Raw genomic sequence first — 24902 nt, forward strand, 5'->3', positions numbered from 1 at the left:
CCCCGGTCCCCGTCCGGTCCTCGTCCGGCCCGTGTCCGTTCTTCGTCCCGTCTGTGGCACGCGCGGAATCCGGTGAGCGGATCGGGCCGCCGGTCCGTATCTCCCTGACGGGCCCGGCCCCGGCCGGCCCCCGAAGCAACGGCAGGGCAGCGGTACAGCGGAACGGAGACGTGGGGTGGCCGGAGTGCTCGTGGGAAGGCGTACCGGACGGCGCCGGCAGGGCGGGTACGGCGCACGCCGTGCGGCGGCCGCGGCGGGGAGTCTGATGGTCCTCGCGCTCGTGGCGGGCTGCGGCACGGCCGACGGCTCCGGGACGGCGGACAAGCCGCGGCCGAAGCCCCGCGCCGTCGCTCCCGCGCCCGCGAAGGTGGAACGGATCGCCGCGCTGACCGGCTGCAAGGTCAACATCCGCACGGAGGCGGACGAGCTCCGGGAAGGGGTCTGCCGGACCTCGGTGGGCGACTACCTCATCACCACCTTCCCCCGGGAGAAGTACAAGCTGACCTGGCTGGACAGCGCGAGCATGTACGGCGGGACGTACCTCGTCGGCCCGCGGTGGGCCGTCAGCGGGAAGCCCGGCGTGCTGGAGCGGCTCCGGGCGAAGGTGGGCGGACGGATCCAGGAGCTGAGGGGCCCCGGCGGCGGGGGCTGATCCGGCCGCTCGTGGCCTGGCTTCGCCATGGCCCTGACGATCCATGCCCCTGATGATCCGGGGGCCCTGACCCTTCGTGGCGCGTCCGTAGGGCGTACCCGTGGGGGCGCATCCGTGGCGCGCGTCGTGCCGGAGGCGCTGCTGGAGCACCTCCGGCACGACGTCACGGGTTCCCGGCGTTCCCGCGACGTCACGGCCTTCCCGGCGTCACGGCCTCAACGGTGCCCGCGCCGCCCCGCACTCCGGCCGGCGGCCGCCCGTCCGGAGTCGGGCCGGGCACCCGACTCGGCGGGAGGTCCTGCGCGGCCCCTGCGGCACCGTCACGCGGCGTTGATCAGGGTCCACGGGACAGGGCGGCTGAGGGCCTGGCGCGGCTTGCTCTCCGCCCAGTGCCGCACCGACGCCGCGAGCACTCCGCCCGGGTCGGCGACCTTCCGGGTCGGTTCGAAGGGCTCCCCCATGCTGGTGTAGCTCTGGAACATCGCGAGGAGCTTCACCGCCTGCTGCTGGACCGGGGAGAGCCACTGCTCGGCCAGGGGCAGGAAGAAGCGGTTCCAGCTGTCCGTGGACACCGTCGGCGGCTTGGCGATCGGTTCCACGCCGTGCTCGGCCCGGAAGGCGTTCAGGGTGTCGCAGGTGATCCGGACGAGGGTGTCCAGCCGCAGGCTGTCCGGCCCCGCGGCGATCACCTCGGTGCGGGGCGCGGAGGGTACGGGGCCCAGGGCGGCGGCCGCGATGGCCTCGGCCACCTCGTCGACCGGGCTGATCTCGGCGAAGCCGCCCGGGTCGCCGACGACCACCGCCGCGAGCCCGGAGACCAGCGCGGGGAAGAGGCTGTACGGGCCGGAGAAGCGGGCGATGTGCCCGTCCCCGCGGCGGCCCATGACCAGCGGCGGGCGGACGATCGTGACCGGCCCGCGGTGCTCGGTGGTGACGATCTCCTCGCACCGGGCCTTGGACCACTCGTAGCCGTTGCGGTAGCCCTCGAACTCCGCGCCGCGGAGGTCCTCCGGGGCGCGGACGCCGCCGACGTAGGCGGTGGAGACGTGCACCACGTGGGTGTCGGGGCCGGCCAGTCCGAGTACGTCCCGCAGGGTGCGGATGTTGGCGTCGGTGGCCTCGTCGCGGGTCATGGTCCAGCGGGTGGAGGCGGCGGTGTGCACGATGACGTCCCACGGCCGGCCGGTGAGGGCCTCCGGCGCCGGCTCGGAGCCGATGTTCCACCGCACCGGGGTGTCCCCGGGGGCGCGGCGGGCGGTGTGCACGATCTGCGGGCCGGTACGGCCGGCGGTCCCGGCGGCGAGGCGGGCGGCCACCTCGGTGCCGACGACTCCGGCCGCGCCGGTGACAAGGATGCGCATGGGTGAGCTCCTGGGGTCGTTCAGGTGGCGGGCTGGAGGACCAGGCAGACGTTCTGTCCGCCGAAGCCGAAGGAGTTGGAGAGCACCGGGGCGCAGTCCACGGCGCGGGGAGCGCCGGCGACCACGTCGATCCGGTCGGCCTCGGACGCCTCGGTGAGGTTCGCGACCGGCGGGACGATCCGGCGCTCGGCGCAGACCAGGGCGATCGCGGCCTCCAGGGCCCCGGAGCCGCCGATGAGGTGCCCGGTGACGCCCTTGACGGAGGTCACCGGCGGGGCCTGGCCGTTGAAGCACCGGTGGATGGCCGCGGCCTCGGCGCTGTCGTTGGCCTGGGTCGAGGTGCCGTGCGCGTTGATCTGGCCGATGTCGGACGGCAGCAGTCCGGCGTCGGCGATCGCCTCGGCCATGCACGCGGCCGCGACTTCGCCCTCCGTGTGCGGGGCGACGATGTGGTGGGCGTCGGCGTTGGTGGCGTAGCCCGCGACCTCGCCGAGGATCCGCGCCCCGCGGGCGGTCGCGGCCTCCAGCCGCTCCAGGACGAGGACGGCGGCGCCCTCACCCATGACGAAGCCGTCCCGGCCGGCGTCGAAGGGGCGGCTGGCCCGCTCCGGGTCGTCGTTGCGGGTGGACAGCGCCTGCATCCGGGAGAAGCCGCTGAGCATGAAGGTGGTCACCGCGGAGTCGAAGCCGCCGGCGACGGCCGCGTCCAGCTCCCCGTACCGGATCCGGCGGGCGGCCTCGCCGATGGCGGTGGCGCCGCTGGCGCAGGCGGTGGTGTAGGTGACGCACGAGCCCTGGAAGCCGTAGCGCATCGCGACCCGGGCGGCAGCCGAGTTGGCCATGGTCCGGGGCACGGAGAACACCGGCATCCGGGTGGGTGCGGCGTCGTGGTCGCGTACCAGCCCCTCCATCGTGGGGAGTCCGCCGATGCCGGTGCCCAGGTGGACGCCCACGCGTCCGGGCGGCAGTTCGGGCAGGGCGGCCTGGCCGACGGCGTCCACGGCGGCGCACAGGGCCAGTTCGGTGGGGCGGTCGATCTGCCGGAGCTCCCGGCGGGTGAGGTAGGGGCCGAGGTCGAAGTCGGGCACCTGGCAGGCGAAGTGCACCGGTGAGCCGCCCTCGATCAGCTCCTTGCGGGGCGCGGCGGCCGTGGAGCGGGCGGCCAGGACGGTGTCCATGACCTCGTCGAGGGTGACTCCGGCCGGGGACTTCACGCCGATGCCGGTGACGACGACGCGGTGCCGGTCCGACGGCCGGGGGGCGGGTGCGGGGGCGGGGGCGGGCGGGCGCGCGGTCATGTCCGGTCGGCCTTGCGCTGGGCGAGGAGTTCGACGGCCTGGCCGACGGTCTCGGCGCGGACCAGGTCCTCGGCGGATATCTGTACGTTCAGGGCGCGTTCGAGGTGGGCGCCGATCGACATCAGCTCCAGGCTGTCGATGCCGTACTCGGCCCGCAGGTCGGTCCCGGCCACGATGGCGTCGGGGGTGGTGCCGAGGACCTCGGCGGCGGCCTCGCGGACCGCCGTGAGCAGGTCGGCGTGGGACGAGCCGATGGCGGCGTCCCCGGTGCGGGGGAGGTCGGTGGGGGACGTGCCGGTGACGGTGTCCCCGGTGCGGGCTGCGGCTTCGGTGGATCCGGTGTGAGTCAACTGGGTTCCCTGGTGGTGTGGCTGGTACGGGTCGGTGGTCCGGCTCCGGACGGTCGGCCGTCCGGAGCCGGTGCCGGGCACGGGGCACGGCGGTGCCGGGGCGCGGGCGCCGCGGCGGTGCCGTGACGCCCGCGGCGGCGGTCAGTCGTGGAGGCCGGCGGTCGCCGCGTGCAGCGCGGAATCGAGGATGCTCAGCGCCTCCTCCAGCTCCGCCTCCGTGGTGGCCAGCGACGGCAGCAGACGGATCGTCGTCGGGCGGCTCAGGCAGGGCGAGACGAGCAGCCCGTCACCGGCCAGGGAGACCACGACCTCACCGGCCGCTCCGGGAGTGCTGAGGTCGAGGCCCCACAGCAGCCCCCGGCCGTGGAACCCGCTCAGTACCCGGGGGTGGCGCTCGTGGAGTGCGCGCAGACCGGCGGCGAGCCGGTCGGCCAGCAGCCGCCCGTGGCCGGCGAGTTCCTCCACGGTCTCCAGCGCGGCGGGCAGCGCGGCGCAGCTCAGCGGGTGTCCGCCGAAGGTCGCCGAGTGCAGGAACGGGTCGGTCGCCAGCGGCCGGTAGAGCTCCTCGGTGCAGACCACGGCGGACAGGGGCATCACGCCGCCGCCGAGCGGCTTGCCGACGAGCACGGCGTCCACGGGCAGCCCGTCGGCGAGGGCGACCGAGCGCTCCCCGCAGCGGCGCAGCCCGCACTGGATCTCGTCGGCGATCGCGAACGCCCCGTGGGCGTGGGCGTCCTCGCACCACTGCCGCAGCATCTCGGTGCGCAGCGGCACGGCGCCGTTCTCTCCCTGCACCGGTTCGAAGATCACCGCGGCCACGGGGCCTTCGGCCACCTGCCGCCGGACGGCGTCCGGGTCGTCGGGGTCGAGGTGGACGACGTCGACCGCGCAGCCCAGCAGCCCGGTCCGGAACAGCGGGCTGTGGGTGAGGGAGAGGGCTCCGAGGGTCTTGCCGTGGTAGCCGCCGGTGACGGCGAGCACCCGTTCCCGCCCGGTGGCGAGCCGGGCGAGCTTCACCGAGACCTCGACGGCGTCGGCCCCGTTGAGACCGAAGTAGATCTTGGGCAGCCGGCCGCCGAGGTAGTCGGCCAGGTGTGCCGCGGCCTCGGCCGCCACCGGGTTGGCCAGGCTGCGCGTTGACGTCGGCATCACCTCCAGCTGCCGGGAGACGGCCTCGACCACCCGGGGGTGGCGGTGGCCGACGAGCGTGACGGCGTAGGAGCCGAAGTCGAGCGCCGAGCGGCCGTCGGAGAGGGTGACGCGGGAGCCCAGGGCGCTGGACTCGACGGCGCCCCGGCCGGCGAACTTGCCGGTCAGCGCGAGCTTCGGGGACTGGTGGCGGCGGAGTTTGTCGAACACCTCGCCGCTGGGCGGGGTGGTCATGGCCTGGGGACCCAAGGGGACCTCCTGCGGGAGTAGGGCCGCCCGGCGGGCCGGGCGGTGTCGGACGGGGACGGCGGGCCGGGCTCGGATGCCCGGCGTACAGCACCGGGGCGGCGTACGGGCGGCGCGCCCCGGTTCACCGGCCGGCCGCGCCGGTCAGCCGCCGTTCCAGCGCCTGGAGCATCTGTTCGGCGTTCTCCCGCAGCGCGGTGGCCGCGACGGGGTTGAGCATCTCGGCGAGCAGCGGGATGCCGATCTCGAACTCCACGGTCAGGGACACCAGGCTGCCGCCGTCCTCGCCCGGGCGGACGGCCCAGTGGCCGACGAAGTGCGCGAGGTCGCCGCTGACCTGGTGGAAGTCGAAGCGCCGGGCCGCGTGGTCGAGTTGCTCGGACTCCACCCACTCCAGGACGGAGCCCTTCAGGTGGACGGACCACGCCGTGGTCCGGCGGTCCTCGCCGGAGCTCTCGACGACGGTGACGGACTGGACGCTGTCCATGCAGGCGGGGTACGCCTCGACATCGACGACGGCCTGCCAGGTGTGCTCCGGCGGGGCGGCGATGGGGAGTTCCACGTCGACACGGGGCATGGTGATCTCTTTTCGATGAGAGGTGGTGATGAGCGGTGGTGCGGGGTGGTGCGGGACGGGCTGCCGGTCCCCCCGGACGGCGGCCGCCGGTCCCCCTGACGCCGGTCCCCCTGGTGGCGTCCGCCGGGCAGCCGGACGGTCTCCGCCGGCCTCGGCTCCGGGCCCGTTCTTCGGACCCGTTCTCCGGGCCCGTTCTTCTGATCCGGCCCTCAGGACTTGGGGGCCAGGGCCTGCTCCCGGGCGGCCTCCAGGGCCCGGGGCAGCAGCAGGCGGAGGACGGCGCGTGGCAGCCGTCGGGTGTGGGTGATCGCGTAGCTCTGTTCGACCAGTTCGCAGCCGAATTCACGCTTCGGTTCGTAGGCGGTCTGGGCGAACCGGATGTGCCGGCAGCCCCGGCTGATCGCCAGTTCGATCGCCGCGTAGTGGAGGTTGTGGTAGAGCCGTGCCCGGTGGGCCAGCCGGTAGTCGAGGCCGATCCGGGTCCCGACCGCGCCCCGGCCCCGGAACAGGCAGTGCAGGTAGCCGACGAGGCGGTCGCCGTCGAAGCAGGCGACCAGCCGCTGGTCCACGTCACCGGTGTCCGCGAGCGCCCGGACGAACGCCTCGTCCAGCACGTCCAGCGTCTGGTCCGCACGGTCCATGACCTGCTGGTACAGCTCCATCATGGCCGGCACCAGAGGGCCGAACTCCGCCAGCACCTCGATCCGCAGGCCCTGGTGTGCCCGGAACTTCCGTATCTTGCTGCGGGCGTTGCGGCGGGGCTTGGCCGGCAGCGATCCGAGGTACTCCTCGAAGTCCCGGTGACCGAGGGTGAGTTCGGTGTCCGGCAGGCCGGCGGCGGTGAAGAATCCCGCGTCGTCCAGTGCCGGGCGCAGCGCGTCCAGCTCCTCCGGGGCGAAGTCCTTGAAGACCACCGTGCCCAGCCGGTGCCCCCGGGCGAAGTCCAGGACCTCCCGCACCAGTGCCGTGGCCACCGGGGCCGGCAGCGGGCCCTCGCCGGCGACGTGTCCCTGGCCCAGGAAGTTGCCGCAGAAGAGCATCGGCACCCGGGTCAGGCGGGGCAGCCGGCGGGCCACCGGGGCCAGCAGTCGCCGCTCCCGGGGCCCGACCACGCGCTCCAGTTGCAGGCCGCTCACCGCGCTGAGCGGCAGGACGGCACAGGGGTGTCCGTCCCGGCGCACCAGCAGGCAGGCGTACCCGTCCGGGCCGATCGCGGACCGTTCCATGGCCGCGAACACCCCCCGGGCCCACATCGGGTCGTCGGCCGGCGTCAGCGCGTCCCACACCTCCGGGGGCACGTCGCCGGGGCTCGTCAGCCGCTGCACGGTGTAGCGCGGAGCCGCCGGCGCGTCCGGTGCCGGGCGGGCCGGGCCGCCGCCCGCGCGGACGTCCTCAGCCGACATGCAGCGGTCCGCCGTCGAGCGCCGCGCACAGCGACTCCGCCATCCGCCCCCGGGACGGCGGGTGGAAGTTCAGGCCCGCGGCCGCCGAGGCCAGGTAGGTGCCCTCGTCGGAGGAGATGAAGGACATGCCGCCGAGCGTCTCCAGCGCGGTCCGGGTGGTGCGCCCGATGGCGTCCTGTGCGGCGTAGCGGGCCGTGAGGGCGTCGGTGAGCAGCCCTTCGCCCCAGCTCTCCGACTCCCGCATGGTGCGGGCCACCGCTTCGACGGCGAGCATCGCCGCGCCCAGGTCCGTCACCAGCTCCGCGCGGACGGACGCCGGGGAGCGGCCGTGCCGCAGCACCCGTTCCACCAGGGCGCTCGCCGTGCCGAGGTATCCGGCGGTCATGAGCAGCTCGAACCAGAGGAATCCGGCGATGTGCAGGGAGTCCAGGACGGCGTCGGCGCCGACCTCGGTGAGGACCACCATCTGCGGATCGAGCGCCACGTCCCGGAGGACCACTTCCTCGCTCTCGGCGCCGGCGAGCACGGTGCTGCGCCAGAACGGGCGCACGGACACCCCGTCGGCGTCGGCGGGGACGATGGCCACGGCCAGCCGCCGCTCGCCGCTGTCGTCGGTCATCTCCACGGAGGCGGTGAGCAGGTCCATGGAGTGCGCCAGGCTGCACGGCTTCTTGCTGCCGTTGAGCACCACCTCGCCGCCGCGCCGCTCGGCCCGGATGGCGGGCCGCAGGATGGACTGGCCGGTCTGTCCCTCGGCGAACCCGGAGGCCAGCAGCATCCGTTTGCCGACGACGGCCTCCAGCAGCATCCACTCGAAGCCGGCCCCGTGCTTGGCGGTCTCCACCAGGCTCGCCACGGAGAAGTGGTGCATGGTGGTGGCCACGGCCAGGGACGGGCACCGGGCGCCCACGGCCCGCTGGACCCGTACGGCCTGCAAGGGGTCCGCGCCGATACCGGTGTTCTGCGCCGGCACCAGCAGGGCCGCACCGCCGGCCTCGCGGAACGCGGCGACGGCGGGGCTGCCGGGCCGTTCCAGCTCCGCCAGCGGGTGCCGGGCGAGCGCGGCGTCCAGGCCGGGCAGCAGGGTGTCGAGCGTCTCGCGCTCGGTGTCCAGGAAACCCATGGCGTCAGTCCTTTGCTGTGGTCGCTGTGAGGGACGGGGAGACCGCGGCACCGTCGGTGGTCAGGGGCAGGTCCTCGTACACCCGGAGGCTGAAGGACTCCCGGCGCACCGGGGGTCCGGCCAGGGCGAGGCCGGGGAAGCGGGTGAAGAGGCGGTCGACGGCCACCGCGCCCTCCAGGCGGGCCAGTGCGGCGCCCAGGCAGTAGTGCGGACCGGCGCTGAAGCTCAGCACCTTGCTGCCGGTCCGGCGGATGTCGAAGCGGTGCGGGTCGGTGAACTGGGCGGGGTCCCGGTTGGCGGCCGTGAGCACCGTGGTGACATTGGCGCCGGCCGGGACCGTCACGCCGCCGATCTCCGTCCGCTCGCCGGCGATCCGCTCGGTCATCTGCACCGGGGTGTCCCAGCGCAGCGCCTCCTCGACCGCCTGGGCGGCCAGGTCCGGTTCGGCCGCCAGCAGGGCCCGCTGGCCGGGGTGGGCCAGCAGGGCGTGGGTGGCCAGGCCCAGCATGGCCGTGGTCGTCTCGAATCCGGCGACGAACACCAGCAGCAGGGTGTCCACCAGCTCCCGCCGGGACAGCCGCTCCTGGCCCTCCTGCTCCTCCAGCAGCACCGTGGCGAGGTCCTCGCGGGGCTCGGCCCGGCGGCGGTCGAGCAACTCCTCGAAGTATGCGCGGAGTTCTACCACCGCGGCGTCGGCCCGCGCCCAGTCCTCCGGGGTGCGCACCGGTTCCAGCAGCCGGCTGGCGTCGCTGCCCAGCCGGCGGAACCGGGGGTGGTCCCCGGCCGGGACCCCGATCAGCTCCCCGACGACCGCGACGGGCAGCGGGTAGCCGACCAGCTCCTGGAAGTTCGCCGAACCCTCCCGGGCGGCCGTTTCGGCGAAGGTGTCGAGCAGCCCGTCGGTCAGCCCCTCGACGGCCGTGCGCAGGGCGGCGACCCGGCGCGGGGTGAAGCCGCGGCCGACCAGGCGGCGCAGCCGGGTGTGGTCGGGCTGGTTGGCGCGGAGCATCGAGGCGTAGAAGAACTCGGCCGCGGGATGGTCGCGCCAGTCCGAGAGGTGCTCCTCGCACCAGCTCAGGTCCGGGGTGCGGAAGGCCGCGTCGGTGAGCACCGCCTGGCAGTGCTCATGGGTGGTCAGGAAGTAGGTGTCGAGATCCTTGTCGTAGTAGACGGGTGCGGTCTCGCGGAGCGTTTCCAGCGCCGGGAAGGGGTTCTCCCGCCCTTCCGGCGTGAAGAGGGAGAAAAGCAGGGCCTGGGGGTCCAAGGGATTCCTCAGCAGATCGGCGTGCGGTCCCGGGGTACCGCGCGATGCCCGGGCCGCCGTGGCGCGCTCGTTCGTGCGACGAACGTCCGCGTCAGGCGTTGGTCAGAGCCTGGCAGCGCTGTGCTCGCACGCCCTCAACAGCGCATCAACGGCACATCAACCGGGCGCCGTTCACGCCTCGTCCGGCAGGCCCGGGGTGCCGTCCGACGGGCACGACGACGGGCGCCCCACCGCGGGAAGCGGTGGGGCGCCGAAGGTGGGGTACGGCCCGTGGTGCGGTGGACGCCCGGGGTCAGCCGGTGCCGAGCCGGGCCTCGACGTCCGCGGCGTCCGGCATCCCGAGCCGCCGGAAGACGCCGAGCGCCGACCGGTAGTGGAAGGCCGCCTGTTCCGTACGGCCCTGGGCGCCGTACGCGTGGCCGAGCTGGGTGAGGGCCCGGCCCAGCAGGTACGCGTCGCCGTGCCGGGTGGCGATCTCCCGGGCCTCGGCCGCGTGGCCGATCGCCTCCTCGGGCCGGCCCGTCAGGTTGTACGCCTCGGCGAGCCCGCCGAGGACCAGCGACTCCCGGAACGAGGACCCGGTCCGGCGCCACAGCTCCAGGCTGGAGTGCAGGCACTCCAGCGCCTCGTCGGGGAACCCCGCGTACAGCAGGGTCTGGCCCAGCGCCCGCAGCGCGTTGGCCTCGCCGCCGCTGTCGCCGCGGGACCGGGCGAGCGCGACCGCCGCCCGCCCCGACCGCACGGCCTCCCCGGGCCGGCCGGTGGCCAGCAGGGCGAGGCCGAGGTAGCCGAGGGTCAGGGCCTCGCAGCCGGGGCTGCCGGTCTCCCGGGCCAGCGGCAGCGCCTCGGTGAAGTGCTCCAGGGCGGCCGGGAAGTCGCGCAGGGCGAGCGCGCAGCCGCCGAGGGCGTTGAGGGCGTGCGCCAGCAGCGTCCGGCGGCCCTCGCGGCGGCAGATGCCGGCCGTGGTGCGCAGATGGGGCACGGCGGCCGGCATCTCGAACCGCATGGCGAACGCGCCGCCCAGCATGTAGTGCGCGGCGGCCTCGGCCGGGGCGTCGCCCGAGCGTTCGGCCGCGTCCCGGACGGCGCGCGCGGCCCGCTCCAGGTTCCGCGTCCGGGTGCTGTTGCGGCCCAGCGGGTCGGTGGCCAGCAGCAGTTCGGCGCAGAGGGACGCGGGCGCTCGGGGGACGCCGGCGACCTGCTCGACGAGGGCGAGCAGCGCGGCCTGTTCGTCGAGCAGCCAGGCGGCGGCCTGCTCCTGGGAGGCGAACGCGGCGACGGGCCGCGGTCCGGTGCCGCGCCGGGCCGCCCCGGCGGGCTCCTCGTCCGTGGGGAAGGCGTCGTCCGGGGTGGCGAGCCGGTAGGCGTCCCGGGCGAGAGCCAGGGACGAGCGCAGCAGCCGGACCAGCGCGGCATCGCGCTCCGCGGCGGGCAGCCCGTCGGCCGCGGACTCCCTGGCGAAGAGCCGCAGCAGGTCGTGGTAGCGGTAGCGGCCCGGGGCCGGCGACTGCAGCAGGCTCGCGTCCACCAGGGCTTCGCAGAGGTACTCGGTCACGTGCTCGGGGCGGTCCAGCAGGGCGGCCGCGGCGGACCGGGACAGCTCCGGGACGGCCGGCAGCGCGAGGAGGCGGAACGCCCGCAGCTGCTCGGCGGTGAGCAGCCCGATCCCCAGCCGGAACGTCGGCTCGACGGCGGCGGTGTCACCGCTCAGCTCCGCCAGCCGGCGGCGTTCGTCGGCGAGTGCCCGGGCGAGCTCCGCGACCGGCAGGGCGGGCCGCGCCGCCAGCCGCGCCGCGACGATCCGCACGGCCAGGGGCAGCCGGCCGCAGTCCGTGACCAGTGCGCGGGCCGCCTCCTCCTCGGCCCGCACCCGCCGGTCCCCCACCAGCCGGGCGAGCAGGGCCAGGGCGGCGCTCTCCGTCAGCTCCTCCAGGTCGACCAGGGTCGCGCCGCTCAGCCCGGCGAGCCGGGTGCGGCTGGTGACCAGGACGCCGCAGCCGGGGCCGGCGGGCAGCAGGTCGCGCACCTGGTCCAGGTCCCGGGCGTTGTCGAGGACGAGGAGAACCTGCCGGTCGGCGAGGAGCGACCGGTACAGGGCGGCGCGCTCGGCGGACTCCACCGGGAGGTGGGCCGGGGCCACACCCAGGGCACGCAGGACGTCGCCGAGCACCTGGTTCGGGTCCGCCGGCCGGCGGTCCATGCCGGACAGGTCGACGAAGAACACCCCGTCCGGGAAGCGCCCGCGGACGGCGTGGGCGACCCGTACGGCCACCGCGGTCTTGCCGACGCCGCCCATGCCGCTGATGGCGCTCAGCGCCACCACCCGGCCCTGTTCCAGGGCGCCTTGCAACTGCTCCACCACGGCGTCCCGGCCGACGAGGTCGGTGATGTCCGACGGGAGGTTCAGCGTGACGGACACCGGGGCGAGCGGCCGGAACGGGGCGGCGGGGGCCGCGTCGGGCGCCGTCCCGCCGTCGGCGCGGCCGCGGAGTGCGGTGTGTCCGGGGCCGGGTGAGTGGCCGTCACGGGCCCGCTCACCGGCCAGAATGCGCCGGTGCACCTGCTCCAGTCCGGCGGCCGGCGCGGGGCTTCCGCTCCCGTTCAGGGCGTGGCGGGTGCGGGCGTAGACCTCCAGGGCCTCGGTCTGCCGGCCCGTCTCGTGCAGCGCGGTCATCAGCAGCTCCTGCAACCGCTCGCGCCGCGGGTGTTCCTCGGCGTGGGCCCGTAACTCCTCGACGGCGCGGGCGTGTCCGCCGAGCGTCAGCTCGACGGACCAGCGGGCCTCCACCGCCGCCAGCCGCCGCTCGCGCAGGGCGGCACGCTGCGCGGCGGCGAACGGTCCGGGCACTCCGGCCAGCGGCTCGCCGTACCAGAGCTCCAGCGCCGCGTCGTACAACCGCCGCGCGTCCTGCGGGCGTCCGGCGCGCAGCGCCCGCTCCGCGCTGCCCACCCGGCGGTCGAAGACCGTCAGGTCCAGGGCGTCCGGCTCCAGCCGCAGGGCGTATCCGTGCGGCCGGGTGACCAGGACGCGCGCCGGGGTACGGGGCGGACGGCCGGGCTCCAGCAGCTCGCGCAGCCGGGCGACATGGCCGCGCAGCGAACCGGCGGCCCGGGCCGGCACGCGGGCCCCCCAGACCGCGTCGACGAGCGTCGCGGTGCTGCCGCGGCGGCCGTGGCGCAGCAGCAGGGTGGCGAGCAGGGCCGCGCACAGGGGCGGCCGTACCTCGGTGCCCCGGCCGTCGACCCCGACGTGCAGCGGGCCGAGCACCTGGAAGGAGAGGTCCGGCGATCCGGGCGGCGGGACGGGGTGGTGGGACGGCACGAAGGGTCTCCCTGGGGATCGGTGGCCCTGGGACCTGGGCCCGCAGGCTGCCGACTGGCCGGCGGAGCCGCCTGCGTGGTGCTCCGCCCCTGATCATTATCGGAGTACGGCCGGCCGCGGCGGGCGTCGGTGCGGCTGGCACGCCGGCTGGTCGGCGGATGCGCTCAGGAGGCAAGGTCGTCCTGCCCGCCCGGGCGCAGCCGGCGCGCCGCCGCGCCGCGGCCGCCCTCGTCACCGGGGGCGAAGAGAATCTCCGCGTAGGGACCGTCCTCCCGCCCCGGTCCGCCGCCCGCCTCCCGGGCACCGGCGAACTCCCGGGCGCCGACGAACTCCTGGAGCAGACCGTGGATCCGGTAGTGCCCGGGCGCCGCGGACTCCACCCAGCTGACGTCGACCAGCTCCTCGCAGAGGTCGTGTGCGGCGTGCGCGGACCTGCCCAGGGCTCCGGCCAGCGCGGCCGTCCCGATGACGCCGTCCTCGTCCGCGGACCGGGCCACCGCCGGGAGCGCCTGACGGAGCCGGACCGGCAGCCGGGCGTACTCCCGCTGGAACACCCCCTCCGCGGAGAGGTCCGCGACGCGCAGCCAGGCCGGCCGGTTCCGGCCGGACACGCTCTCCACCACGGACGCGACCGTCCAGGACGGCCGGGTCGCGAGCCGCATGGCGAGGATGCGCACGGCCAGCGGCAGGCTTCCGCACACCTCGGCCAGCCGCGCGCACGCCTCGGGTTCCGCCGCGACCCGCTCCGGGCCGATCGCCTTCTCCAGCCAGGCGAGCACCTCGTCCGGGGTGAGCACGTCCAGATGCGTGTGACCGGCGCCGGCCGGCGCCGTGGCCCGGACGCCGCTGGTGATCAGTGCGGCACAGGCCGGGCCGCCGGGCAGCAGGGGCCCGATGAGCTCCGGGTCGGTGACGTTGTCCAGGAACACCAGGACCCGGCGTTCGGCGAGTTCGGTGCGGTACAGGGAGACGCGGTCGGCGACGCTCTCCGGGATCGGCTCGACCGGTCCCCGGAGGGCGCGGAGGAACGACCCCAGCACACCCCCGAGATCCGCGGGCCCGCCGTCCGGGGCGCGCAGATCCGCGTAGAGCTGCCCATGCGGGAAGTGGCCGCGCACCCGGTGGGCGGCGTGCACGGCGAGCGCGCTCTTGCCCACCCCGGCCATGCCGGAGACCAGCACCACGGGCACCGCCCGGCCGACGGCCGTGGTGAGTGCCCCGGTGACCCGCTCGACGGCCACGTCACGGCCGGTGAAGTCGGCGAGGTCGCGCGGGAGTTGTGCGGGGCGGTGGAAGCCGCTCCGCACGGTGCCGGTCCCGGCCGCCGTCGCCGCTTGCGGGAGGGAGCCGGGGGCGGGCGGACCGCCCGGCGCCCGGCGCAGGGGGAGGCTACCGGCCAGCGACGCCATCTCGTGCCCGGGGTCGAGACCGAACTCCGCGGCGAGGACCCGCCGGGTGCGTTCGTAGACGGCCAGCGCCTCCGTCTCCTGGCCACTGAGCACCAGCGCCCGCATGAGCAGTTCGCCCAGCCGCTCCCGCAGCGGATGACGTTCCGTCAGTTCACGCAGCTCGCCGAGGACCGCGGCCTGCTCCCCCAGCTCCACGTCGAGCGCGAGCCGTGACTCGAGGGCGGAGAGCCGCCGCGCGGACAGCCGGGCCCGCTCGGCCTCGATGCCGGGGCCGCCGAGCCCCGCCAGGGGCTCCTCGCCCCACAGGGCGAGCGCGGTCCGCAGCAACTCCCGCGCCTCACCCGGCCGGCCCGCCGCCCGGGCGAGCTCCGCCGCGGCCACGTCCCGCTGGAACCGCCCCAGGTCCACCGCCTCCACCGGGACCCGCAGCACATAGCCGCCGTGTTCGGACACGAGCACGGCCGGCGCGTCCCCGGTGCCGTGGCGCGGCTCCAGCAGCTTCCGTAAGCGGGAGACATAGGTCCGCAGCGCGCCGACGGCCCGAAGCGGAGGATCCTGCCCCCAGACGGCTGCCACCAGCCCGTCCACCGACAGCGGCGCCCCCTGGCGGAGCAGCAGCAGCGCCAACAGCGTCCGCTGCTGCCGCGATCCCAGCTCCACCTCCTCCGCGCCGCGCCATGCGCGCAGTCGATCGAGCAGCGCGTAGCGCACCGTCTCAGCCCCGGCGGTCATCTCGTTCCCCATGCACTGTCTCGCCCAGCAGGCCCGGATGCGACCGGCACTCCGGCCACTTCCGTAACACTCCCCCACCAGGCAAGGAGCCATGAATCGCCCCTGCGGTTTGTTTGCCGCCGGGAAAGAGATCCGCGTCATAGCGACACCGCGCGACGAGTCCGACCGACACCCGGGCGGGCCCGAGGGCGCACCGGGGACGGGACGGAACGGCATCGACCGGCCCGGCCGGACCGGGCCCCCGGACGCCGTCGACCGCTGAGCGGGAACCGGTCCGTTCGGTGCCGTCGGAGCCGCACGGCACGCAACGCGGCTCGTGAGGGGCGGTATACGGTCGGTAACACCGCTGCGGAAGCGGAATCCACCCGAGGGCAGGTCGAGCCCCAACACGCCACTGGCAGGCCTGCCCCGCGCCAACAACCCCCATTCGGAACGATCTTGGCGATTACACTGACCGACCGGGCTGCCCCCGGCCTGTCCGTGGCGGGGCCCCTGAACCATGGGTGACGCCGAGAAGGGGAGCTTTCCATGACCGCCGCCGCCATCGTCGGCTTCAGTCTCTTCGCCTTGCTGGTGACCATGGCGCCGGGTCCGGACACTCTTCTGGTGCTGCGGAACTGCCTGCGCGGTGGCCGGTTTTCCGGTGTCGCGACAGCGCTGGGTGCGGCCGGGGGCTCACTCGCCTGGGCCGTGGCCGCCGCGCTCGGCCTGGCTGCGGCGCTTCAGCGGTGGGATGCGGCGCTGACGGCTGTTCGTCTGGCCGGTGCCGCGTATCTGATCCTCCTGGGCGTGCAGGGTCTGTGGGCGCACCGGCGCGGCACGGCCCAGCGGCTGCCGGTCTCAGAGCAAGCCGCCACTGACGCACCAACGCCCGGACGCGCCTTTCGCCAAGGCCTTCTGAGCTGTCTGCTCAATCCCAAGGTGGGACTCTTCTTCGTCGCGGTGGTCCCGCAGTTTCTCCCCGACCATCACTCGACGCTCGTGCCGACCCTGGTCCTCGGAGTGATCGACGCCGCGATCGCGGCACTGTGGCTGATGCTGGTGGCAACGACCGCGGCCCGCATGCTCACCTGGCTGAGGCGGCCACGGGTCAACACGGTCCTGGAGCGAACAGCAGCGGGAGTCCTGGTGGCCCTGGGCGTCGGCACCGCAGCGGAGTCGGTTCGCTGATCGTCCCGGCGAGTGCTCGTCGCGGCCTCGACAGCTGTCGTCATCGAGGAGTTGGATCCCGCCCCCGAGGTCCGATGCCTTCCCCCTTCTCCCTCCACACCGCTCCCCCGGCTGGGATGATGCCCCCCATGGAAGCGACCACCCTGCACGCCGATGAGGTCCGGACCGACGCCGCGCTCGTCCGTCGGCTCGTGGCGGGGCAGTTCCCCGACTGGGCCGGGCTGCCCGTCCGCCCCCTTCCGTCCTCCGGGACGGATCACCGCGTCTACCGTCTCGGGGACGCGCTGTCCGTCCGCATGCCGCGCGTCGCCGGGGCCGTCAAGCAGGCGGTGACGGAAGCACAGTGGCTCCCGGTGCTCGCCCCGCGGCTGCCCCTGCCCATTCCCGCCCAGGTCGCGGTGGGAAGGCCGGACGGGGACTACCCGTTCGACTGGTCCGTCCACGCGTGGCTGCCGGGCGAGGCCGCCACCCCGACGACCGGTGACACGCCACACGTCGCCACCGCACTGGCCGAGTTCGTCACCGCGCTGCGCGCTGTGGACACCGAGGGCGCTCCCCTGTTCTCCCACGGCTCCCGGGGCGGGCCGCTCGCGGGTCTGGACGCCTCCGTGCGCCGGGCCGTGGCGGAGCTCGGCGACCGTGTGGCGGGAGCGCACGTGCTGCGGTCCTGGGAGGAGTCGCTGACGGCCGAGCCCGCCTCCGCCGTGACATGGATCCACGGCGACCTTCTGCCCGGGAACCTCCTCCTGGCCGGGGACCGGCTCTCCTCGGTGATCGACTTCGGCTGTCTGGGCGTCGGCGACCCGGCCGTCGACCTGCTGCCCGCCTGGAACCTGTTCACCGGCCCGAACCGCGCCGAGTTCCGCGCGCGGACGGCCGCCGGGCCCGCCGCCTGGCTGCGCGGCCGCGGCTGGGCCCTCGCGCAGGCGGTGACGGCGCTGCCGTACTACTGGGACACCGACCCCGCGATGGTCCGCCAGGCGTCCCATGCCCTGAGGCAGGTGCTGGCGGACACCGAGGCGGGCTGCTGACCGGTCGTCGGCATGGCTTACGGGTGTCGGCTGGCGGTTCGAACAGGATCCGCGTCTCTCACCGGTAGCGGGCCCGCCCCGCGGCCGCCGCCACCGTCAGGGGCACCGTCAGCACGGCGGCGAGCCAGAACAGGGGCCGGTAGGCGTGGTGGTCCGCGGTGGACGCGGCGAGACCGGTCGCCAGCGCGCTGCCCACGTACAGGGCGACGCCGAACATCGCGACCCCGGTGGCGCGGGCGGCGGGGACCAGGGCCGTCGCCCAGGACTGGACCGTGGAGTGCAGGAAGGACCAGCCGCCGCCGAGCAGCAGTGCCGCCACCACGAGGGCCGGGACGGACTGGCTCCACCCGGCGAGCAGATGGGCCGCCCCGGTCTGCACCCCGCCCACGACGATCAGGCGCACCGGTGTCCACCGGCCGACCAGGCGCGTAACGAGCCGCGCCGCCGCCATCGACCCGACCCCGTAGAGCGCCACGACCGCGCCCGCCAGCGGGACCGGCACCCCGCGCGCCTCCAGCGCCGGTGCCAGATAGGTCAGGAAGCCCAGCAGGACGGCCCCCTCCAGCAGGGCCACCGCCATGACGAACCACTGCCACCCCGAACGCAGCACCAGGCGGAACGGGGCCAACGGGGTGCGGGGCCGCTCCCGTTCGGGCTCGGGCAGCCGCCGCAGCCGCACCGCCAGGCCGGCCGCGAGGAGTCCGGGCACGGCGAAGACGAGCCGCCAGCTCAGCCAGTGGGCCAGGGCGCCCGCGGCCACGGACGCCGTGGCCGTGCCCAGGGCGAAGGCGGTCATCAGCTCGCTCAGCGGGCGCTGCCGCACCGCCGCGGGCACCGTGTCGCCGACGTAGGTCAGGGATGCGGCGATCGCCGCCGCGAAGCAGCCGCCGGCCACCATGCGCGCCCCGATGAGCACCGGGGCGTTGCATGCCGCCGCGGAGCCCAGGGCGGCAACGGCCGCACCGCCGAGGGACACCCGCATCGCCCACACCCGGCCCCGGAGATCACTGACCAGGCCCCACACCGGCTGCATGAGGCCGTAGGCGAGGTAGTAGCCGCCGGCCGCGAGGGCCACCACCGGTAACGGGGCGCCCAGCTGCGGGCCGATGAGTACGAGCATGGGGGCGATGCAGAAGCGGTCGAAGTTGCTGACGAACCCCGCGGTACGCAGCAGCCGCAGGGCGGACGGCGACAGGTGGGTCGCCGCCGGTGAGGGGAGTGCGGTGGTCATGGTCGGGCACACCTTCCGTGGCTTCGGCGAAGGTTGGTGAACTCCGCACACAGGCTGCGGAGTTGACCCCAGTCCAGCACCGGACCCGCCGGCGTGGACGCCGCCGGCTATTACCCTTGCTGACAGGCAGTCGGGAGACCTGCACCTCCCGGCTCCGAAGGCCGGTGCGGGACACGCCGGTGCCCGGAGCGGACGTCCACGACCCCGGAGGACCGGCACCATGGCACGCGGCAGACCGTCGGGCCCCACCCGATCCGCGCGAGCGCCCCACGCCGCCCCCGAGGCCGAACTCGGGGCCTTTCTGCGCTCGCGCCGGGAGCGGCTCGCCCCGGCGGACGTCGGGCTGCCGGAGACTCCCGGCCGCCGGACACCCGGGCTGCGGCGCACCGAGGTCGCGGATCTCGCCGGTATCAGTACGTCCTGGTACACGTGGCTGGAGCAGGGCCGGGTCCGCACCTCCGAGCAGGTGCTGCGTGCGGTGGCGACGGCGCTGCGGCTGGATCCCGCGGAGCGCGCGCATGTGCTGTCGTTCGTGGCGGAGCCGCCCGCGGCGGCGCCCACCTGGGTGTCCCGCAATCTGCACAGCCTGGTGCGGGCCATGACGCCGCATCCGGCAGTGGTCCTCGATCCGCACTGGGACCTGCTGGCGTGGAACGACGCGTACGCCGCTCTCCTGACCGATCCGGCCCGGCTCCGCCCCGGCGAGCGCAACCTCCTGTGGCTGGTCTTCCACTGGCCCGGCGCCCGCACCCGGCTCGCCGACTGGGAGCGGGAGGCCCGTGCCCTGCTGGGGCAGTTCCGCGCCCGGGCCGCGCGGTCGCCTCGGGACCCGCGGTTCGCCGAGCTGATCGGCACGCTGCTGGCCGACCCGGACGCGGCGTGCTGGTACCGGCGGCGGGAGACGGCCGAATTCCAGCCCGCGGTACGGCACTTCAGGCATCCGACCGCCGGTGATCTGCGCCTGCGGTACGTGAAACTGGCCGCGGTCGACGAGCCGGGCCACCACTTCCTGACGTATCTGCCCGACGACGCCGCCACGGAGGACGCGTTGCGGACGCTGTCGGCGCCGCCCGGCGGCCGCCCTGAGGAAGGGCGGGAGGCACCGGGCGCGGCGCCTCCCGCCCTCATGCAACAGGAGTGGGCCCATGGGAACCGGCGCACGTCGCAGCGCCTCTCACTCCCTGGAGAAGCCGTGGGGCCCACTCCACCACACACTGCGAGGGGTTACAGATGATCGGGATGCTGGGAACCGGCGAGAAGATCATGGCGGTACTCGTCACCGTCACGGCGATCGGCCTCGCCTTCGGCGCCTTCACGTGGTTGAAGCGACGCTGACCCGCCCTGGTTCTCCGGGAACGGGTACACCTCGACGGCCCGACACTCCTGCGCCGGCCGTCCGCAGGCACTCCGCGAGCAGGCACTCCCCCGAGCGGGCGCTACCGGCCGGAAACGTCGTCCGGTCCCTCCGGCGGGACGGGGTACCGGAGATCGAGGCGCACCTCCTCCGCGTCCAGGACGGCTTGGACACGGAGGAGGACGGTGTCGTCGATCAGCCGTTCCCGCCGGAGCCGGATCAGTTCCTCCTTCTTGGTCTGGAGCAGCGCGCGGTGCAGCTCCGCGGCCTTCCGGTACGGCTCCTCCCCGCCCGGTGAACCGTCGTCGTCGGCCGCATGGGCCCGCAGTTCATCGGCGACCCGTTCCACGACCTCGTCCGGCACGTCGAGACGCTGAGCCCGGACGGGCAGTGCCTCCAGCGCCGCGGCGGAGATGAGACGCTGCGCGGTCCGTTCCTCCTCGCCGCCGGTGTCGGGTGGCATGCGCGCCCATCGCACGATCGCGGGCAGCGCCTGCCCCAGCAGCACGAGGGTGACCAGAATGACGCCCACCGTGATGAAAACGATGGCGTCACGGCCCGCCAGGGGTTCGCCGTCGTCAGTCGTGGTGGGGACGGCGAGCGCGACGGCCAGCGAGATGGCGCCCCGGACTCCCGCGAGAGCGCCGGGCAGCCGGTGCCGGGCGCTGACGCGGCGGGCCCGCTGCTGGGGGCGCCGGTCGACTGCCCGGATGAGGTACGGAACGGTGTACACCCAGGCCAGCCGCGTGAGGATGACCACGGCGCTGACCGCCAGGGCGGCCCATACGGCTTGGGAGAGGGACAGGGAGGACAGGCTGCGGACGGCGGTGGGCAGTTGCATGCCGACCAGCACGAAGAGAGCCGCATTGAGCAGGAAGGTGCTCACCTCCCAGAAGGAGTTGGACATGACACGGATCCCGGCGTCCACCACACGCGGGCCGAACTGACTGATCATCAACCCGCAGGTGACGACCGCCAGCACCCCGGAGACGTGTGCCACCTCGGCGGGCAGATAGGTGGCGAACGGGGTGAGGACGCTCAGTCCGCTGCCGATGAGGGTGTCGTGGACGCGCCGCCGGACGGCGATGATGACCAGTGCCGCGACAGCACCGATCGCCATGCCGCCCGCGTAGGCGGCCACGAACTGCACCACGGTCGACGACCAGGAGAAGGGATGCTCCCCGGTCGCGATGCCGACGGCGACGGCGAAGAGGACCAGGGCGGTTCCGTCATTGATCAGGCTCTCCGCGCGCAGTGTGGTCAGCATGCGCCGCGGCAGTGCGCGGGCGACGGCTGCCACGGCGATGGCGTCGGTGGGCCCCACGGCGGCACCCAGCATGAAGGCCACGGGCCAGGAGAGCCCCAGGGCGTGTGCGGTGGCCGCCACGGCCGCGCTGGTCGCCAGAACGAGACTGGTGGACAGCAGGACGATGGGGCGCAGGTTGGCCCGGATCTCCCCCAGCGAGGTCGTCGAGGACTCCCAGTAGAGCAGTGCGGGCAGGAACAGCAGGAGCACGACGTCCGGAGTGAGTTCCACCGAGCCGAATGCGTCGGTCAGCCCGATGAGACATCCGCCGCACAGGAGCAGCGCGGGTTCACTGATGTGGAGTCGGCGGGCGGCCCAGGTGAAAAACAGGACGGCTGCGAGCACGACGACGGTGATTTCCAGACCCAGCACGGAAGCACTCTGCCATCCGCGGCACACATCGGGACCGAAGGAACGAATCGGACGAGTTCGCGCCGTGTCGCTTCCGCCGAGCGACGCCCACGCCGACGCTGGGACACCCACGCCGGCGCTGCGACACCCACTCCGACGCCGCGCCGGGCGCGGGCCGACCGGACGCCCGTTCCAGGCGGACCGGGCGCACCCATCGATCGGACTGGTGCTCATCACCGGGAAGGCCCGCCCCCGGCCAACGGCCGGAGGCGGGCCCTGTGTGTCCATGGGTCATTGCCGGAAGGCGTGCTGCGGAAGGCTTCGACGAGGGCCTCAGCGGCTGCCATCCGAGTCAGCGGCCCGCCGACAGTGAGTCCCCGGCGCGGGACGTTGCACTCGCCCGAACCGGCTGGACACCAGCGTCGACGCGCGCCGTCAGGTGCGGACCTTCGAGTAGGCGCAGGTCCCGTCCTCGATGTCGTCGCCATCGATGAGGCAGACGTTCAAGGCGATCGTCTTTCCCTCGGGGAAGGACAGATTGTGGTTGGTGGAACCGCCGGTCCTGTTCGTGATGGAGCGCCCACCGACGTACGCGGTGACTCCCCGGCCGTCCGCGTAGCGGTCGACGAGCTGCACGGTCTCCCCCTTGCTGAAGAAGATCGCCTGTCCCGCGCCGGCCTTCAGATTGCCCCACTTCTCCGTCTCGACGTACCCGTTGGCACTGGCCGGAGACGCGAGGGCCATCGTCAGAACAGCGCCGGATGCCAGCGCCCCGAAGATCTTCGCCTTTCCCCTGAACATGCAGAAATCAGCTCCCCGTTGTGTTGCAGTCGTGCAGGTGCACTTTCCCTTCCAAGCTAGGTGCGCCGGGTCGGCGGGGGCAATGACTTTAGCCCTCGCCGACCGACCTCCACCCGGCTTGTGAAGGTGCGGTGAATGGCCGTCACCTGTTCCTCTCAGGTCAGCCGGTCCCGTCCCCCAGCCATGCGGTGACGGTGAATTCATCTCCCACCGCCAGTTTCCCGGTCCGAACGACGGAGAATTTCGAGCCGAAAGCCACACCGCCCCCAGGCGCGCGCCGGTAGGAGGCGAAGGTCCGCAGTGGCTCCGGTCCGGCCTTGGTACCGGTCTCCTGGTCGACGAGGGTGACGGCGCAGCGGAGAGCGAGCTTGGCGAACCCCAGCTCGGCGTCGCCCACCTCGGCCCGGTGCACTTGGTCCTCGGTGTGCGGCTCGTGCCACCCGTCCAGCACGATGTTCGGCCGGAACCGGGTCATCGGCAGGGTTCGCTTTCCCGCGGCTGCCAGCCGCTCATTGAGGTCGTTGAAGGTGGCCATGGAAAGAAGGTGCAGCGGGCTGCTGTCGGCGTAGCCGGAGGTGCCCGGGATGAGCCCGTCGGCCAGCCGGTCGTGCTCCGGTGGTACACGCACCAGCCGGCAGTCCGTACCGAGCGTCTCGGACAGCCAGTCGGCGGCCGCCTCTCCTTGGTCGATGCCACGGAATTGTTCCCCGAAGAGGTCGATGTCCCTCCGCGGCGAGGTGGTGTCCACCTCGATGTCCACTGATCCACCCCCCTCTATTCGTAAGGTGAGTTGGCTGCCGTCGGAGCTGACGTCGGGCCGGATCACCGCCAGCAGGGGATCGGTGCGCTGGGTGCGGAACACACCCCGATCACTGACGACCAGGAAACTGCGGTCGTGCGGGAGACCTGCCGGAGTGAGGGCGGCCTCCGTCAGCGGAACGCCGGCGCACCCTTTGACGGGGTAGGTGATCAGTTCGGTGACTGTGGGCATGCTGACACCTTAAGAGCACGCCGTCAGGTACGTAACGCGCCTTCCTCGGCAGCCGGTTGATCCATCCGTCAGCGGTGCCGGGCGACCGGCGGAGCGGTTCACCGACATGGCTGCGCTGAGTGCCGGTCAGCGCGTGGCCGGTCAGCGCGTGGAAGCGGTGGCCTTGCCCGTCAGGCGCCCCTGAGGGCTGCGGCACGGGCGGCGATGCCGGCCACGATGCGGCCCGCCGGAGCGACGTCATGGACGAGCCCGGCGCTCTGGCCCGCGTAGAGGGCGAGGGCTTCCAACTCCCCCGATATGCCGGGCACCGGGACCATGTCCTCGTAACGCGACCACGTCCGTCCGTCGGCGCTGCCGGCCACCACGGTGCCTTCTCCAGGACGGTTCGGCGCGGCGGGACGGCCCGCGGCCTCCCAGGCGTCGAGTGTGGAGTTGCGCAGTGCCCGGTGCGGGGCGTCGGGCCAGCCTCCGTCGAAGCACCGCGTGTGCACCGCGTCCTGCGGCGCCGCCCGGATCACGGCTTGGCGGTAGACCTCGTGCGTGGCCGCCTCGGATGCCGTCAGGAACCGGGTGCCCAGCCATCCGGCCTGGGCGCCGAGAGCCAGTACGGCGGCGAGCCCGCGCCCGTCGGCAATGCCGCCGGCCGCGATGACGGGCACCGGGTGCACAGCGTCCACGACGGCGGGCACGAGCGCCATCGTGGTGGTCTCCCCGCGCACATGGCCGCCCGCCTCACACCCCTGGGCCACGATCACATCGACGCCTGCGGCAACGGCGCGTTCGGCCTCGGCGACGGAGCCGACCGTGTGGAGGTGAACGGCGCCGGCCGAGCGGGCGCGTTCGGCGACAGCCGAGGGATCCCCCCAGAACGTCGAAATGATCGGCGCACTCTCCGCCAGGCAGGCATCGAGGATCTCGTCGACCGGGAAGTCCAGCACCACGTTCACCGCGAAGGGCTTCGGCGTCAACCGCCGGACCTCCCGGATCCGGCGCACCGCCTCTTCCGCGGTGACCCACGTCAGAGCGAGGGTGCCGAGCCCACCCGCCTCCGCCACCGCAGCCACCAGATCCGTCGTGACCGCGGACCCGATGGGCGCCTGCACCACGGGCACCTCGATTCCCAACTGCCGGCACAGAGGCGTGGTCAAGGTCGTCACGGGATCCCCCAAGCGGTTCGATTTCCGAATCAACTGGCGATGTTAGTGTTTCGGAAACCGAAGCACCAGGGTTGTGCACCCGCAGGAGCGCAGGAGGGCCGCGATGGCCACACCGACACCAGGACGGCCGGTGCGCGGCTCGGCCACCGGAAGCCCTCTCATGGCCGCGCTCGATCTGTTCGGCCGTCGCTGGAGCCTGCGCGTGGTGTGGGAGCTGCACGAAGGCCCCCTGGGCTTCCGCGCCCTTCGTGGACGCTGCGCCAACATGTCCTCCAGCGTGCTGCGTCAACGCCTCGTCGAGCTGATCGAGGTACGTCTGGTGCACCAGACTCCGGACGGCCACTACGCCCTCACCACCCTGGGACGAGAGGCCCACACCGCGCTCAGCCCCCTCGTCGACTGGTCGACCACCTGGGCCGCGGCCCTGGCCGAGCGGTCCGCCGATCCCGGCACCCCTGCCGACGGCGCCCCGGACGCCCCCGCCGCGGGGCAGGTCGAAGGGGTCGCCGGCGCCAGGGGCGTTCTCCGCGAGGCCGGCTGCACCGTGGAGAAGGGGCAGGGCCAGCCGCACGGTCCCGGCGCGCACGGCGGAGGCTGAAGTGCCGGCGCGAGCAGCAGGCTTCG

Annotated in this window: 20 protein-coding genes; 5 read left to right on the plus strand and 15 right to left on the minus strand. The window is 74.1% G+C overall.

Annotated features, from left to right (window positions below):
- Positions 1-190: 190 nt before the first annotated feature.
- A complete protein-coding gene (locus ACFYYR_RS19685) occupies positions 191-652 on the plus strand; it encodes a hypothetical protein (RefSeq protein ID WP_388854684.1) in 462 nt (153 codons plus the stop codon).
- Positions 653-972: 320 nt separating this feature from the next.
- On the opposite strand, the gene ACFYYR_RS19690 is transcribed toward ACFYYR_RS19685, so the two are convergent.
- The 10 genes from ACFYYR_RS19690 to ACFYYR_RS19735 all read right to left on the minus strand — a co-directional run bounded on the left by ACFYYR_RS19690 (position 973) and on the right by ACFYYR_RS19735 (position 14886).
- The gene (locus ACFYYR_RS19690) at positions 973-2013 is read right to left on the minus strand and encodes an SDR family oxidoreductase (RefSeq protein WP_388854687.1); all 1041 of its coding nucleotides are present in this window, start codon (positions 2011-2013) and stop codon (positions 973-975) included.
- Positions 2014-2033: 20 nt separating this feature from the next.
- Positions 2034-3311, minus strand: a complete 1278-nt coding sequence (locus ACFYYR_RS19695; protein ID WP_388854690.1) for a beta-ketoacyl-[acyl-carrier-protein] synthase family protein — start codon at positions 3309-3311, stop codon at positions 2034-2036.
- Positions 3308-3661 carry an acyl carrier protein gene (locus ACFYYR_RS19700; protein WP_388854693.1) on the minus strand — a complete coding sequence of 118 codons (354 nt, stop codon included), beginning with the start codon at positions 3659-3661 and terminating at the stop codon, positions 3308-3310. The genes ACFYYR_RS19695 and ACFYYR_RS19700 overlap by 4 nt, the downstream gene beginning before the upstream one ends.
- A 141-nt stretch (positions 3662-3802) precedes the next feature.
- The gene (locus ACFYYR_RS19705) at positions 3803-5059 is read right to left on the minus strand and encodes an aspartate aminotransferase family protein (protein ID WP_388854696.1); all 1257 of its coding nucleotides are present in this window, start codon (positions 5057-5059) and stop codon (positions 3803-3805) included.
- Between the two features lie 121 nt (positions 5060-5180).
- Positions 5181-5633, minus strand: coding sequence for a type II toxin-antitoxin system RatA family toxin (locus tag ACFYYR_RS19710; RefSeq protein WP_388854699.1), 453 nt, complete (start codon positions 5631-5633; stop codon positions 5181-5183).
- Positions 5634-5842: 209 nt separating this feature from the next.
- The gene (locus tag ACFYYR_RS19715; protein ID WP_388854702.1) at positions 5843-7036 is read right to left on the minus strand and encodes a GNAT family N-acetyltransferase; all 1194 of its coding nucleotides are present in this window, start codon (positions 7034-7036) and stop codon (positions 5843-5845) included.
- The gene (locus tag ACFYYR_RS19720) at positions 7026-8159 is read right to left on the minus strand and encodes an acyl-CoA dehydrogenase family protein (protein WP_388854705.1); all 1134 of its coding nucleotides are present in this window, start codon (positions 8157-8159) and stop codon (positions 7026-7028) included. Before ACFYYR_RS19720 ends, ACFYYR_RS19715 begins: the two co-directional genes overlap by 11 nt.
- A 4-nt stretch (positions 8160-8163) precedes the next feature.
- Entirely contained in the window at positions 8164-9423 is a 1260-nt protein-coding gene (locus ACFYYR_RS19725; protein WP_388854708.1) for a cytochrome P450, read from the minus strand.
- 292 nt (positions 9424-9715) lie between these two features.
- Complete coding sequence (locus ACFYYR_RS19730) at positions 9716-12745, minus strand: tetratricopeptide repeat protein (protein WP_388854711.1); 3030 nt, start codon at positions 12743-12745, stop codon at positions 9716-9718.
- Between the two features lie 164 nt (positions 12746-12909).
- Positions 12910-14886 (minus strand): BTAD domain-containing putative transcriptional regulator, encoded by a 1977-nt coding sequence (locus ACFYYR_RS19735; RefSeq protein WP_388854714.1) that lies wholly within the window; start codon positions 14884-14886, stop codon positions 12910-12912.
- A gap of 528 nt (positions 14887-15414) precedes the next feature.
- Between ACFYYR_RS19735 and ACFYYR_RS19740 the strand changes: the two genes are divergently transcribed.
- Positions 15415-16056 carry a LysE family translocator gene (locus ACFYYR_RS19740; protein WP_388854717.1) on the plus strand — a complete coding sequence of 214 codons (642 nt, stop codon included), beginning with the start codon at positions 15415-15417 and terminating at the stop codon, positions 16054-16056.
- A 128-nt stretch (positions 16057-16184) separates the two neighbouring features.
- Complete coding sequence (locus ACFYYR_RS19745; protein WP_388854721.1) at positions 16185-17087, plus strand: aminoglycoside phosphotransferase family protein; 903 nt, start codon at positions 16185-16187, stop codon at positions 17085-17087.
- 58 nt (positions 17088-17145) lie between these two features.
- Here the strand turns inward: ACFYYR_RS19745 and ACFYYR_RS19750 are convergent, their stop codons facing one another.
- A complete protein-coding gene (locus tag ACFYYR_RS19750; protein ID WP_388854724.1) occupies positions 17146-18318 on the minus strand; it encodes an MFS transporter in 1173 nt (390 codons plus the stop codon).
- 220 nt (positions 18319-18538) lie between these two features.
- On the opposite strand from ACFYYR_RS19750, the gene ACFYYR_RS19755 reads away from it, so the two are divergent.
- Positions 18539-19552 (plus strand): helix-turn-helix domain-containing protein, encoded by a 1014-nt coding sequence (locus ACFYYR_RS19755; RefSeq protein ID WP_388854727.1) that lies wholly within the window; start codon positions 18539-18541, stop codon positions 19550-19552.
- 202 nt (positions 19553-19754) lie between these two features.
- Here the strand turns inward: ACFYYR_RS19755 and ACFYYR_RS19760 are convergent, their stop codons facing one another.
- The 4 genes from ACFYYR_RS19760 to ACFYYR_RS19775 form a co-directional block, all read right to left on the minus strand.
- Positions 19755-21350 (minus strand): Na+/H+ antiporter, encoded by a 1596-nt coding sequence (locus tag ACFYYR_RS19760; protein WP_388854730.1) that lies wholly within the window; start codon positions 21348-21350, stop codon positions 19755-19757.
- 414 nt (positions 21351-21764) lie between these two features.
- Positions 21765-22130 (minus strand): hypothetical protein, encoded by a 366-nt coding sequence (locus ACFYYR_RS19765; RefSeq protein WP_388854733.1) that lies wholly within the window; start codon positions 22128-22130, stop codon positions 21765-21767.
- A 160-nt stretch (positions 22131-22290) separates the two neighbouring features.
- Entirely contained in the window at positions 22291-23121 is an 831-nt protein-coding gene (locus ACFYYR_RS19770) for an MOSC domain-containing protein (protein ID WP_388854736.1), read from the minus strand.
- Between the two features lie 170 nt (positions 23122-23291).
- Complete coding sequence (locus ACFYYR_RS19775) at positions 23292-24278, minus strand: NAD(P)H-dependent flavin oxidoreductase (protein WP_388854739.1); 987 nt, start codon at positions 24276-24278, stop codon at positions 23292-23294.
- A gap of 103 nt (positions 24279-24381) precedes the next feature.
- Between ACFYYR_RS19775 and ACFYYR_RS19780 the strand changes: the two genes are divergently transcribed.
- Positions 24382-24876: a winged helix-turn-helix transcriptional regulator gene (locus ACFYYR_RS19780; RefSeq protein ID WP_388854742.1), complete on the plus strand. Its 495-nt coding sequence runs from the start codon at positions 24382-24384 to the stop codon at positions 24874-24876.
- Positions 24877-24902: the final 26 nt, after the last annotated feature.

The organism is Streptomyces sp. NPDC001922 (assembly GCF_042891165.1).
Lineage (GTDB): Bacteria > Actinomycetota > Actinomycetes > Streptomycetales > Streptomycetaceae > Streptomyces.